13 protein-coding genes are annotated in these 12,433 nt (G+C 63.1%); 5 read left to right on the top strand and 8 right to left on the bottom strand.

Annotated features, from left to right (window positions below):
• Positions 1-233 precede the first annotated feature (233 nt).
• The 3 genes from alaS to ACCO56_RS32380 all read right to left on the bottom strand — a co-directional run bounded on the left by alaS (position 234) and on the right by ACCO56_RS32380 (position 4,454).
• Complete coding sequence (gene alaS, locus ACCO56_RS32390) at positions 234-2,900, bottom strand: alanine--tRNA ligase (RefSeq protein ID WP_433645093.1); 2,667 nt, start codon at positions 2,898-2,900, stop codon at positions 234-236.
• Positions 2,901-3,096: 196 nt separating this feature from the next.
• A complete protein-coding gene (recA, locus tag ACCO56_RS32385) occupies positions 3,097-4,179 on the bottom strand; it encodes a recombinase RecA (protein ID WP_433645092.1) in 1,083 nt (360 codons plus the stop codon).
• Positions 4,180-4,241: 62 nt separating this feature from the next.
• Positions 4,242-4,454: a hypothetical protein gene (locus ACCO56_RS32380; RefSeq protein ID WP_433645091.1), complete on the bottom strand. Its 213-nt coding sequence runs from the start codon at positions 4,452-4,454 to the stop codon at positions 4,242-4,244.
• Between ACCO56_RS32380 and ACCO56_RS32375 the strand changes: the two genes are divergently transcribed.
• Positions 4,453-5,394, top strand: a complete 942-nt coding sequence (locus tag ACCO56_RS32375; protein ID WP_433645090.1) for a carbohydrate kinase family protein — start codon at positions 4,453-4,455, stop codon at positions 5,392-5,394. The two genes, ACCO56_RS32380 and ACCO56_RS32375, sit on opposite strands and share 2 nt — an antisense overlap.
• A 45-nt stretch (positions 5,395-5,439) precedes the next feature.
• Here ACCO56_RS32375 and ACCO56_RS32370 read toward each other — a convergent pair whose 3' ends face one another.
• The 5 genes from ACCO56_RS32370 to ACCO56_RS32350 form a co-directional block, all read right to left on the bottom strand.
• Positions 5,440-6,093: an OmpA family protein gene (locus ACCO56_RS32370; protein ID WP_433645089.1), complete on the bottom strand. Its 654-nt coding sequence runs from the start codon at positions 6,091-6,093 to the stop codon at positions 5,440-5,442.
• 118 nt (positions 6,094-6,211) lie between these two features.
• Positions 6,212-6,580 carry a GFA family protein gene (locus ACCO56_RS32365; protein ID WP_433645088.1) on the bottom strand — a complete coding sequence of 123 codons (369 nt, stop codon included), beginning with the start codon at positions 6,578-6,580 and terminating at the stop codon, positions 6,212-6,214.
• 112 nt (positions 6,581-6,692) lie between these two features.
• Positions 6,693-7,085, bottom strand: coding sequence for a hypothetical protein (locus ACCO56_RS32360; RefSeq protein ID WP_433645087.1), 393 nt, complete (start codon positions 7,083-7,085; stop codon positions 6,693-6,695).
• Positions 7,086-7,300: 215 nt separating this feature from the next.
• Entirely contained in the window at positions 7,301-7,615 is a 315-nt protein-coding gene (locus ACCO56_RS32355; RefSeq protein WP_433645086.1) for a hypothetical protein, read from the bottom strand.
• A gap of 166 nt (positions 7,616-7,781) precedes the next feature.
• The gene (locus ACCO56_RS32350; protein WP_433645085.1) at positions 7,782-8,606 is read right to left on the bottom strand and encodes an aldo/keto reductase; all 825 of its coding nucleotides are present in this window, start codon (positions 8,604-8,606) and stop codon (positions 7,782-7,784) included.
• A gap of 321 nt (positions 8,607-8,927) precedes the next feature.
• Here ACCO56_RS32350 and ACCO56_RS32345 point away from each other — a divergent pair, with 321 nt between their 5' ends.
• From ACCO56_RS32345 to rfbG, 4 genes are all read left to right on the top strand, one after another.
• Positions 8,928-9,923: a DUF1624 domain-containing protein gene (locus ACCO56_RS32345; protein WP_433645084.1), complete on the top strand. Its 996-nt coding sequence runs from the start codon at positions 8,928-8,930 to the stop codon at positions 9,921-9,923.
• 16 nt (positions 9,924-9,939) lie between these two features.
• The gene (locus ACCO56_RS32340) at positions 9,940-10,416 is read left to right on the top strand and encodes a methyltransferase family protein (protein WP_433645083.1); all 477 of its coding nucleotides are present in this window, start codon (positions 9,940-9,942) and stop codon (positions 10,414-10,416) included.
• Positions 10,417-10,536: 120 nt separating this feature from the next.
• A complete protein-coding gene (rfbF, locus tag ACCO56_RS32335) occupies positions 10,537-11,307 on the top strand; it encodes a glucose-1-phosphate cytidylyltransferase (RefSeq protein WP_433645082.1) in 771 nt (256 codons plus the stop codon).
• Positions 11,304-12,413, top strand: coding sequence for a CDP-glucose 4,6-dehydratase (gene rfbG / locus ACCO56_RS32330; RefSeq protein WP_433645081.1), 1,110 nt, complete (start codon positions 11,304-11,306; stop codon positions 12,411-12,413). The genes rfbF and rfbG overlap by 4 nt, the downstream gene beginning before the upstream one ends.
• Positions 12,414-12,433 lie beyond the last annotated feature (20 nt).

The following is a 12,433-nucleotide window of genomic DNA, read 5'->3' as shown; positions in this document are numbered from 1 at the left end:
GCCTCATACAAGGGGTGCTCCAGAAAGCTCCGCCGGATGTGTGAATCTCGTAGCCCACAAGGGGGGAGATCGGCTGTCACGTATGTTCTTGCCAATCGTCAACGTAGCGGAAGAGGCGCCGGCACCTGAAGCTGCCAATCTCCACCCTTGTGGGGGAAATGTCCGGCAGGACAGAGGGGGGTCTCGCAGGGCACCGGTCTGTCAAGACGATTCGATCGATCTCGGACGCCGCCTTAGCCTTTCGCCTCCATCGCAGCCTTTACCGCGGCGATCGCCTCGCCGGCCTTCGATGCATCGGGCCCGCCGGCCTGCGCCATGTCCGGGCGACCGCCACCGCCCTGCCCGCCCAAAGCGGCCGAGGCGACGCGCACGAGGTCGACCGCGCTGAAACGTCCGGTCAGACCCTCCGTGACCCCGACGACGACGCTTGCCTTGCCGTCGGCTTCGCCGATGAACACGACAACGCCGGAGCCGAGCGTCTTCTTGCCTTCGTCGGCCAGCGGCTTCAGATCCTTCGGGGCGACACCCGACACCGACTTGCCCATGAAGCCGACACCGGCGACCGTCTCGGTTTCCGCGCCCGCACCGGCCGGACCGCCGCCGCCCAGCGCAAGCTTCTTGCGCGCATCCGCCAAGTCGCGCTCCAGCTTGCGGCGCTCGTCGAGGAGTGCTTCGACACGGCCCAACGCATCGGCAGGGGACACCTTCAGGGCCGCGGAGACGGCTTTCAGGCGCCTGTCCTGTTCGTCGAGATGACGGCGGGCCGCATCACCGGTCAGAGCTTCGATACGGCGCACGCCGGCAGCGACAGCGCCGTCGCCGAGCAGTCTGACGAGGCCGATATCGCCGGTGGAGGAGACATGCGTGCCGCCGCAAAGCTCGACCGAATAGGCCTTGCCGGCCTTGTCGCCGTGAAGCGCCCTGCCCATCGAGACCACGCGGACCTCGTCGCCATATTTCTCGCCGAAGAGCGCCATAGCGCCTTCGGCAATGGCGTCGTCGACAGCCATCAGCCGCGTCGTCACCGGAGCATTCTGCAGGATGATCTCGTTGGCCATGCGCTCGACCGCTTCCAACTCCTCGGCCGTCATGGGCTTGGGGTGCGAAAAGTCGAAGCGCAGACGGTCCGGCGCCACCAGGGAGCCTTTCTGGGCGACATGTGTGCCGAGAACTTCGCGCAGCGCCTCGTGCACGAGATGGGTGGCCGAGTGATTGGAGCGAATCCGCGTGCGGCGGCCATGGTCGACCTTCATCTCGACGGCGGCACCGACACGGACCTTTCCTTTTATCACGCGGGCCGCGTGCACGAAGAGCCCGTCGCCCTTCTTCTGCGTATCGGTGATCTCGAGCTCGAAGCCTTCTCCGGTCATGGAGCCGGTGTCGCCCACCTGGCCGCCCGATTCGCCGTAGAACGGCGTCTGGTTGACTATCACGGAGACGATGTCGCCTTCGCCGGCCTCATCGACCACGGCGCCTTCCTTGACGAGAGCCGCGACAATACCCTCGGCTTGCTCGGTATCGTATCCCAGGAATTCGGTGGCACCCGTCTTGTCCTTGACCGAGAACCAGACGGTTTCGGTCGCCGCTTCGCCGGAACCGGCCCAGCTCGCGCGGGCCTCCGCCTTCTGGCGCGCCATGGCTGCATCGAAACCTTCGAGATCGACGGAGATGCCGCGCTGACGCAGCGCGTCCTGCGTGAGATCCAGCGGGAAGCCATAGGTGTCATAGAGCTTGAAGGCCGTCTCGCCGTCGAGCCGGCCGCCCTGGTCCAGTTCTTCCGTTGCTTCGGCAAGGAGGCCGAGACCGCGCGCCAGCGTCTTGCGGAAACGTGTTTCCTCGAGCTTGAGCGTCTCGGTGATCAACGCCTCGCCGCGCACGAGTTCGGGATAGGCCTGGCCCATCTCGCGGACCAGCGCCGGCACCAGCCGCCACATCAGCGGCTCCGACGCGCCGAGGAGCTGAGCGTGGCGCATCGCGCGCCGCATGATGCGGCGCAAAACGTACCCACGACCTTCGTTCGAAGGCAGGACGCCGTCGGCGATCAGGAAGCTCGACGCTCTGAGGTGGTCGGCGATGACGCGGTGGCTCGCCCGGTTCTTGCCTTCGGCCCGGACACCGGTCGCTTCTTCGGAAGCGTGGATCAGCGTCTTGAACAGGTCGATGTCGTAGTTGTCGTGCACGCCCTGCAGCACCGCCGCGATCCGCTCGAGCCCCATGCCCGTATCGATCGACGGCCGCGGCAGGTCGATCCGCTCTTCCCTGGTGATCTGCTCGAACTGCATGAAGACGAGGTTCCAGATCTCGATGAAGCGGTCGCCGTCCTCGTCCGGGCTTCCCGGAGGGCCGCCGGCAATGCCTTCGCCGTGATCGTAGAAGATCTCCGAGCAGGGGCCGCAAGGACCGGTGTCGCCCATCGCCCAGAAATTGTCGGAGGTGGCGATGCGGATGATGCGCTCGTCCGGCAGGCCGGCGATCTTCTTCCAGTAGGACGCCGCGTCTTCGTCGGTGTGATACACGGTGACGAGGAGCCTGTCGGCGGCAAGCCCGAACTCCTTGGTGATCAGGTTCCAGGCAAGCTCGATCGCGCGCTCCTTGAAGTAGTCGCCGAAGGAGAAGTTGCCGAGCATCTCGAAAAAGGTGTGGTGGCGGGCAGTGTAGCCGACATTGTCCAGGTCGTTGTGCTTGCCGCCGGCGCGAACGCATTTCTGCGCCGTGACGGCACGGCTGTATGGGCGCTGTTCCAGCCCTGTGAAGACGTTCTTGAACTGCACCATGCCGGCATTGGTGAACATCAATGTCGGGTCGTTGCGCGGCACGAGCGGGCTCGACGGAACGACCTCATGTCCGTTCTTCTTGAAATAGTCGAGAAAAGCCGACCGGATCTCGTTCACGCCACTCATGAAAACTGCCTTTTCAGAGAACCGCCAGCCGGTGCCGGCGAAAATGGATAGCGCCTTTTAGCGGCAGCTTCGGACACTGTCCAGAAAGGCGCAATAAGCCTGAAACCCAGGCTTTTGCACTCGCCGGACTTGTTCCCAAAATAAAAGCCGCCGGCGTGAAGCCGGCGGCATACCCCTGATGGCGGGAGAGAGCCGGTTACGCTTCGTCCGCCTCGTCAAAGCCGCCTTCCGAGCCGTTCTCCAGGAACTTCTCCGCGATGAGCCCTGCATTCTGGCGCAATGCCGTCTCGACCTCGCGGGCCAGTTCCGGATTGTCGCGGAGGAATTGCTTGGCGTTCTCGCGCCCCTGACCGAGCCGCTGCGAATTGTAGGAGAACCAGGCGCCTGACTTTTCGACGACCCCGGCCTTGACGCCGAGATCGATGAGCTCACCCATCTTCGACACGCCCTCGCCATACATGATGTCGAATTCGACGACCTTGAAAGGCGGGGCCAGCTTGTTCTTGACCACCTTGACGCGGGTCTGGTTGCCGACCACCTCGTCGCGATCCTTCACCGAACCGATGCGACGGATGTCGAGGCGGACCGAAGCATAAAATTTCAAAGCGTTGCCGCCCGTCGTCGTCTCCGGCGAGCCGAACATGACGCCGATCTTCATGCGGATCTGGTTGATGAAGATGACCATGGTGTTCGAGCGCGAGATCGACGCGGTGAGCTTGCGCAGCGCCTGGCTCATCAGGCGGGCCTGCAGGCCCGGGAGCGAATCGCCCATCTCTCCTTCGATCTCGGCGCGCGGCGTGAGCGCCGCGACGGAATCGACCACGAGCACGTCGATCGCACCCGAGCGCACAAGCGTGTCGCAGATCTCGAGCGCCTGCTCGCCGGTGTCGGGCTGAGAGATCAGGAGATTTTCGAGATCGACGCCCAGCTTGCGGGCATAGACCGGATCGAGAGCGTGCTCGGCGTCGACGAAGGCGCAGATGCCGCCCTTCTTCTGCGCCTCGGCGACCGTATGCAGCGCCATCGTCGTCTTGCCCGAGCTTTCCGGTCCATAGACCTCGATGATGCGGCCGCGCGGCAGGCCGCCGACCCCGAGCGCGATGTCGAGGCCGAGCGAGCCGGTCGACACCGTTCCGATTTCCACCACCTGCTCGTTCTGGCCGAGCCGCATGATCGAGCCCTTGCCGAAAGCGCGCTCGATCTGCGACAGCGCCGCATCCAGGGCCTTTGATTTGTCCACCGAACTGTCCTCTACAAGCCGTAACGTGTTCTGAGCCATGATACATTACCCCGTGGTCGTCAATGAAGACCGGACTGTCCGGCGAGATAGATAATCTGTACCTATTTTGTTCTCATTTGGCAAGAGGCCATAACGAACTGAATTAAAGACAAAAATCCGATTTGTTCTTTTTTTGTACCGACGCCCGTCACGCGTGCAGGCTTTCGGCGGCGCAATTTCAGAAGACCATCGCGATTCGCATTCGGCCCGTTGCGACCCGCCCACGCCGTCCCTATGGTCGCCGCTTCGCCATTCCAGCCCGTCAGGTCCCGCATGTCCTCACCGCATCTCCTCGCCGTCGGCGGCGCCCATATTGATCGGCGGGGCCGGGTTTCCGGCACCTACGTGCCCGGCACGTCCAATCCCGGCACCCTCAGCGAGGAAGTTGGCGGCGTGGTCTTCAACGCGCTGCGCAACGCGGTGCAGCGCGGCGTGACGGCATCCCTCCTTTCGGTGCGCGGCGGCGACAATGCCGGCGAAGCGGTTGGCCGGGCCATCGCCGAGGTAGGCATTGCCGACCTTTCGGCCGTCTTCCTCGACCGGACAACGCCGAGCTACACGGCGCTGCTCGACCCTGACGGCGAGCTCATCGCGGGGTTGGCCGACATGGGCCTTTACGAGCTTGCCCTTCCGAAGCAAGTCCGCCGCGCCAAGCTGCGCGAGGCGGTCGCCTCGGCCGACGCCGTGCTGTGCGACGCCAACATGCCCGTATCGGCGCTCGAGACACTTCTCTCCGTTTCCGAAGGGCGGCCGGTCTTCGCCATCGCCATATCGCCGGCGAAGGCGACGCGGCTCGCTGGGCTGCTGCCGGCGCTCTCGTGCCTGTTCATGAATGGCCACGAAGCCCGGGCGCTCTGCGCACCGAAAACGCCCGCCACGGTGGCCGAGTTCGCAAGCGAGCTCGGCGCCAAAGGGTTGAAGCGCGGCGTGATTACCGCGGGCGGCGGTCCGGTAACCGGCTTCGACGAGGCGGGCACGTTCCAGATCACGCCGCCGCCCGCCCGGCGGATCGCCGATGTGACCGGCGCGGGAGACGCGCTGGCCGGCGGCACGATCGCCGCTCTCATGAAGGGCGCCGACCTGCGCGCCGCGCTGCGCGAGGGCATGGCCGCGGCGTTGCTGACGGTCGAAGCGCACGCCGCAGTCGCGGATCTTTCAGGTGAAGCCTTCGCCGAAGCGCTGGAGCTGGTGCCGGAAGTGAATGGTGAATGGTGAATGGCATCAGGTTGAGAACCTGCGACCATTCACCATTTTCGCTCTTCACCCCTGCGTCAGCGGCGAGAGCTGGATCTCGACGCGGCGGTTCTGGGCTCGGCCGGCTTCCGTCGCATTGGTGGCGATCGGACGGGTCGGGCCGAAGCCGGTGACCGCGAAGCGGCGCGAATCCACGCCGCGGCTGTTGAGATAGTTGGCGACCGACAGCGCCCGGCGCTGCGAGAGATCGAAATTATGCCTGTCGCTGCCGGTCGAATCGGTATGGCCGTGGACATCGACGATGGTCTGGTTGAACCTGTTGAGGACCAGCGCCACCGAGTTCAGCGTCGGGAAGAAGCCAGGCATCACTTGGTCCTGATCCGTGGCGAAGGTGATGTTGGAGGGCATGTTGAGGACGATCTGGTCGCCGACGCGCGTGACGCTCACGCCGGTGCCCTGAAGCTGGCGGCGCAGCTCGGCCTCCTGCCGGTCCATGTAGTTGCCGGCGAGACCGCCGGCCAGCGCGCCGATGCCGGCGCCGATCAGCGCGTTGCGACGGTCGTCGCCGCCGGCCAGCAAGCCAATTCCGGCTCCAAGCCCCGCGCCCAATGCGGCGCCGCCTGCCGTACTCGAGATCTTCCGCTCGCCGGTGAAAGGATCGGTCGTGCAGGCGCTGACCAACATCGCGCCGGCAAGCGCGGCAAGCACAGTCTTCTTCATGAGATTATTCCCTCTCGAAAAACGGCAAAACATCAAGGCAATATGAATCACCCCTCCGGGGCGGAGTGTAGCACGATTGTGGAGGAAATGCGGAACCCCTGCCGGGTGCCGCGGGCGGCTACCAGAGGTTCTTGCCGTCGATGACGACGACCTCGACGCTGTCCAGGTCGAAATCGTCGAACAGCCGCGCGTTCACGCCGATCTGGGGGTTGTCGAAATCGGGCTCGCCGGTCGACCAGTCCGGCGACTCGCCATAGGTGCTGCAGCCGCAGTTCGCGCAGAAGTGGTGCTTGACCGTGAAGGTGCGCCATTTATAGGTCGCGACATCCTCCTGCGGCGTTACCAGCTTGAACTGATCCGGCTTGTAGTAGGCCCAGAGCGCGCCGCTCTTGGAGCAGTAGGAACAGGTGCAGGCCGTCACCGTTTCCGGCGCCTCGGTGACTTCGAACACGGTCTTCTTGCAGTGGCAGCTTCCCCGAATGGCCATGACGGTCCTCCTCTCGCGCTCGAGCAATCCTGACGCAATCTAACCCGCCGCTCCTGACAGCTTTCTGTCAGGAGCACGTCGGCGATTCCAGAAGGACTTCGGAGAAGCGTGCTCAGAAGCCGCGGGGCGGCACGAACAGGCAGATCGTGCGGCCCTCGTTGGAGCCGGCCACCGAGCACCAGTGATATTCTCCATCCGGAGAGTTCCTTACCCGCGCGTCGGTGTAGCCGACGACCTCGCCCGTTCCCTTGATGACATAACCTTCCGGCCGCTCGCTGATCGCCCTGTCGCTGACCGCGCGGCAGTCGTAGCCGGAGCAGCAGGCGAAGGGGTAGGTCCAACCCTCAGGCTGCGCAGCCGTGGGCATGGCGTCGTGCGCCAGGGCGGGCGTGGCGGCCAAGGCGCAGAAAACCACGCCAGCCAGGGCGTGGCCGGCTTTCGCGAAATTGATTGAAGCGGCAGCCCTTGCCTGCCGCGGCGACATGAAAGTCATGTATCCTGACATTGGCGACATTCCTGAACGAGGCTCCAAGCAATTGCCGGCCCTTTCCTGGAACGCAACTTCCCTAGATCGAACATGCCGGATAGCGGAGGCCCGCACGCCAGCATGGATGCTTTTCCAATGCTTGATGCATGGTGTGCCGATTCTTTAGGCAGCGCAAGAAACCGAGTGTCGCAGGGTTTAACGGTCGGTGAAGTGCCTCGAGGAATCGAGGCTTCTCAGAAGCCGCGCGGCGGCACGAACAGGCAGATGGTACGACCTTCGTTGGAGCCCGCGACCGAGCACCAATGGAACTCGCCGTCGGGCGAGTTCTTCACGCGGGCATCCATATAGCCCACCACCTCGCCCGTTCCGTTGATGACATAACCTTCCGGCCGCTCGCTTATCGCCTTTTCGCTGACTGCCCGGCAGTCGTAGCCGGAACAGCAGGCAAAGGGATAAGTCCAGCCATTCGGCTGAGCCGCCGTGGGCATGGCGTCATGGGCGTTTGCGGGGCCGACCGAGAGGAGCGCCAGAAGGGGCGCCACAGCCATCAAAGGGGTTCTTCCTGAGCTCAACATAGGTTGCTTTCCCTAGGTTGCCGCCCAGAAAGTGCTCCTCCCGCCTGGCGCACAAGCTACTTTGCTTCCGGTCGGCGAGACAGCAACTCGCCAAAACAAGGAATGTTCCCTTGCTCGAAAGGCTGGTCTCCCAAGGGCGTCAATCCCAGCGCGGCGAGAAGCCGAAATCGCAAAGCCGGTCGTTAGCGCCCGTAAGACTGGAAATCGCTCGCATTTCCTCATCCGACAGGGCGAAATCGAAGATCGCCAGGTTTTCCTCCAGGCGCTCCGCGCGCGTCGTGCGCGGAATGGGCACGACGCCATCCTGCTGGACGTGCCAGCGCAGGACCACCTGGGCCGGGGTCCGGCCATGGCGCCGGGCGGCATCGGCGACGGCGGCTTCCGCGAAAAGCGACCCGCCGCGGAAGATCGGGCAATAGGCGACCATCGCCATGCCTGCCTTCCGGCAGGCGGCGTAGACCTTGGCCTGATCGAGATAGGGGTGCGATTCGACCTGGTTGACGGCCAGCGGCGCCTCGGAAGCGGCGATCGCCTCGGCCAGCAAGGCGGTGGGGAAGTTGGAGACGCCGATGTTGCGGGCCAGGCCCCTCGCCCTCACCTTGTTCAGCGCCGCGATCGAGCTGGCGACCGGCACCTGCGGGTTCGGCCAATGGATGAGCAGCAGGTCGACATGATCGAGGCCGAGCCGCCTGAGACTGGCTTCGGCGGATTTCTCCAGCCGCGCCGGCTCGAGCTCTGTCCACCACACCTTGGTCGTGACGAAGACCTCGTCTCGCGGAACCCCGGAGGCGCGCAGGCCTTCGCCGACCGCCTCCTCGTTCTCATAGGCGGCCGCCGTATCGACGTGGCGGTAGCCGACGCCGAGCGCATGCGCGACCAGCGACGAGCATTGCCTGCCCCGCAGGGTCCATGTGCCCATGCCCGGCGCGGGGATGCGTGCACCATTCGCCTCGACGACCTTCATTTCGGTATCCTCCTTCTTGCGCTCCGTTTAACCGCACGGAGAGCCCCTTCTCCAGCGTCGCGTGTCCAGCTCCGTCACGGAATGGATCCTCGGATCAGCTCGCCCGCTGGCGCGGGCTCCCGTCCGAGGATGACGACCGCGTTAAAGGCTTGCCCTAAGTCACCAACGCTGGCGATTGGCATCGAACATAGAAGCTTCGTCATCCTCGGGCCGGCGCCGAGCGAAGCGATGGCGACGTGACCCGAGGATCCATTCCGTGACCTTGCCGCTGCCCCACTGAGAAAGCTTGCACATTATCGCAAAGCCCTGCAACAAAAGCCGATGACCCAGGACATGACGCTTGCCCCGCCGCCAGCCAAACCGGCCTTCCGCATCGAGGCGATAGACCTGGCGCGCGGCCTCGCCCTGCTCGCCATGGCGATCTACCATTTCACCTGGGATCTCGAATTCTTCGGCTATGCCGAGCCCGGCCTTGTCGCCCAGGGCGGCTGGAAGCTCTTCGCGCGCTCGATCGCCTCGTCCTTCCTGTTCCTGGTGGGCGTGAGCCTCGTGCTCGCTCACGGACGAGGCATTCGCTGGAGGGGCTTCTGGCGGCGGCTCGCCATGGTGGCCGCGGCAGCACTTGCCATCTCCGTAGTCACCTACCTCGCGGTGCCGGGCGGCTTCATCTTTTTCGGCATTCTGCATCAGATCGCGCTGGCGAGCCTGCTCGGCCTGGCCTTCCTGCCTCTGCCCGGCGCGCTGACACTCGTCGCCGCCGCCCTCTTCATCGCCGCGCCCTGGTATCTGCGCTCGCCATTCTTCGACCATCCGGCCCTTTGGTGGGTGGGGCTTTCCACGGCCATGCCGCGCTCCAACGACTATGTGCCGCTCTTTCCCTGGTTCGGCGCGGTGCTTGCCGGCATCGGCGCCACGAAGCTTGCCCAATCGGCCGGCTTCATTGCCTGGCTCGCCACGCTGAAGCCGGGCTCGTGGTCGAGGCCGCTGCGATTTGCCGGCCGGCACAGCCTCGCGGTCTATCTCATCCATCAGCCGGTGCTGATCGCCAGTATCTGGGTCTTCTCCCAGCTCATGCCGCCCCAGGCCGAGACGCGCGAGGCCGGTTTCACCAGAGCCTGCGAGCGGCAATGCACGGAAACCCGCGACGCGGCGTTCTGCACGCGCTATTGTGGCTGCATGCTGGGCGAGATCGAGCGGGAGGGTCTCGTGGAACAGGTCTTCGAAGGCCGCGCCGATGCCGGCCTGCAGACACGGCTGGAAGACCTCGCCATGATCTGCACGGCCGAGACGGGCGAAGCATTGATGGAGGGGCGCTGATGAAGGGAGGCAGCGAATGAGCGAGACGCAGATCCGGCCGAACAGGATTCCGTGGCCGCCGATCGTCTATATCGCGGCGATCGCGGTTGCCATCGTCGCGCATTTCTTCCTGCCGCTACCCTGGATCGGCGCGCCGCTCTCCGACCTGCTGTTCGCGGCGGGCTGGCTGGCGATCATCGCGGCCGTTGCCATGGAATATGCGGCCATGCGCGCGCTTTCGCGCGCCAAGACCACCATCCTGCCGACCAAGGCCAGCGAGCACCTGGTGACGAGCGGCCCCTTCTCCTTCACGCGCAACCCGATCTATCTCGGCAACACGCTGCTGATGATCGGCATCGGCCTGATCAGCGGCATCGCCTGGTTCCTCATCCTCGCCGTGATCGCCGCCTTCACCACGCAAAAGCTGGCCATCGAGCGCGAGGAACGGCACCTGCAGGGGCGGTTCGGGAAGCGGTACAGCGACTATGCGAAGCGGGTGCGGCGGTGGGTGTGAGATCCCATCGCTAAAAATACGGCTAGCTCTTGTCCCTTGACGTGTCGAAGAGCCGAATTCACTTGCTCTCCGGTATCAGAAAAAGCAGAAAGCCCGCAAACGGGATCGAAGGGGACATCGATGAAGGTAGTGATTTTAGCCGGAGGCCTCGGTACACGCTTGGCTGAAGAGACCAATGTCCGGCCGAAGCCCATGGTCGAGATCGGCGGCCGGCCTATCCTTTGGCACATCATGAAGATCTATAGTTCGTTCGGCTTCAACGAATTTATAGTATGCCTCGGATACAAGGGATATACAATCAAGGAATACTTTGCGAATTACTTTCTGCACATGTCAGATGTCACCTTTCATATCGCCGAGAACAGGATGGAAGTTCATCGCGAGACGGCAGAGCCCTGGAGCGTTACTCTGGTTGATACAGGCGATATGACCATGACCGGCGGTCGCGTGAAGAGGATACTGCCCTATGTGGCAAACGACCCATTCTTTGCTTTGACCTATGGAGATGGTGTCGCGGACATCGATATTGGGAAGGAAATCGAATTCCACATGGCCCATGGCCGGCATGCCACGGTGACCGTAGTTCGACCAGCCAAGCGATTCGGAGCAATTTCGATCGAAGGCGATCGCGTAAGCAGCTTCAAAGAGAAGCCGGAAGGCGATGGGGGGTGGATTAACGGCGGTTTCTTTCTCCTCTCGCCGTCAGTTGGCGATCTCATCTCTGGTGATGATACCGTCTGGGAACGTGAGCCAATGGAAACGTTAGCTCGGGAGGACCAGATGCGGGCTTTTGTGCACAATGGCTTCTGGCACCCAATGGATACTTTGCGTGACCGGCAGTTTCTCGAGGAGGAATGGGCTTTTAACCGGGCAAAGTGGAGGCGCTGGTGATTGATCGACTCTTTTGGAATGGGAAACGTGTCCTACTTACAGGACATACAGGATTCAAGGGGTCTTGGGCCTCACTTGTGCTGAAGTCATTGGGAGCTGATGTTTACGGCTTTTCTCAGCCCCCCACCGATCCGCGCAACCTGTTCGTCGCGGCAAACCTAGAGCGCGATATCCACCACCGCATTGGCGACATACGTGATAGTGAAGCCGTGCAACTTGCGATGGTTGAGGCAGCACCGGACATCGTTATCCATATGGCCGCACAACCACTCGTCAGGGCCTCTTATGCAACACCCGTTTACACCTATGCGACCAACGTAATGGGGACAGTGCATGTACTCGAGTCTGCTCGCCACATTTCATCCGTGCGAGCGGTGGTGATTGTAACTAGCGACAAATGCTACGAGAACACTGGCACTTCCCGTGGGTACCGCGAAACGGACGAAATGGGCGGCCATGATCCCTACAGCAATAGTAAGGGATGTGCAGAACTAGTGACGTCCGGATATAGGCGTAGCTTCTTCGGCAAGCCAGGAGCCACCCAAATCGCCACTGGGCGCGCAGGCAATGTCATTGGAGGAGGAGATTGGTCCGCGGACAGACTTCTGCCAGATGCAATTCGCTCATTCATTGGGAACCAGTCGTTGCGTATTAGGCATCCCGAGGCAATTCGACCGTGGCAGCATGTGCTCGATCCGATCATCGGCTACCTCCGACTCGCCGAGTATCTTGTGGCCAGAGAGGGAGATTTCGCAGAGGGCTGGAATTTTGGCCCATCAGCAGATAGTGAGGTGCCTGTTCGGCACATCGTGGACAGGGTGGCGGCGCTCTGGGGAAACAACGCGAGTTGGGAAGTCGATGGTCGAGAGCAACTGCATGAGGCCTCCTATTTACGATTGGATTGTTCCAAGGCTGCGACCCGCCTTGGTTGGCGTTCAGCCGTCGATCTTGACCAAGCGCTTCAACTGACAGTTGATTGGTATCGTGCTTTCCAGCGCGGGGAGGACCTACGAGCACTCACCCTCGCCCAGATAGAAGCCGTCTTGGGTCACAGCGATCAAAGCACTGGTAAGGTCGAAGCACGGGCTCATAAGGCCCTCTCGTGAAGGTCTCTACCATTGACCCT

The sequence above is a fragment of the Mesorhizobium sp. 1B3 genome (genome assembly GCF_050958605.1).
Lineage (GTDB): Bacteria > Pseudomonadota > Alphaproteobacteria > Rhizobiales > Rhizobiaceae.
Note: the sequence above shows the minus strand (reverse complement) of the source record. Positions and strands in the feature narration are given on the sequence as shown.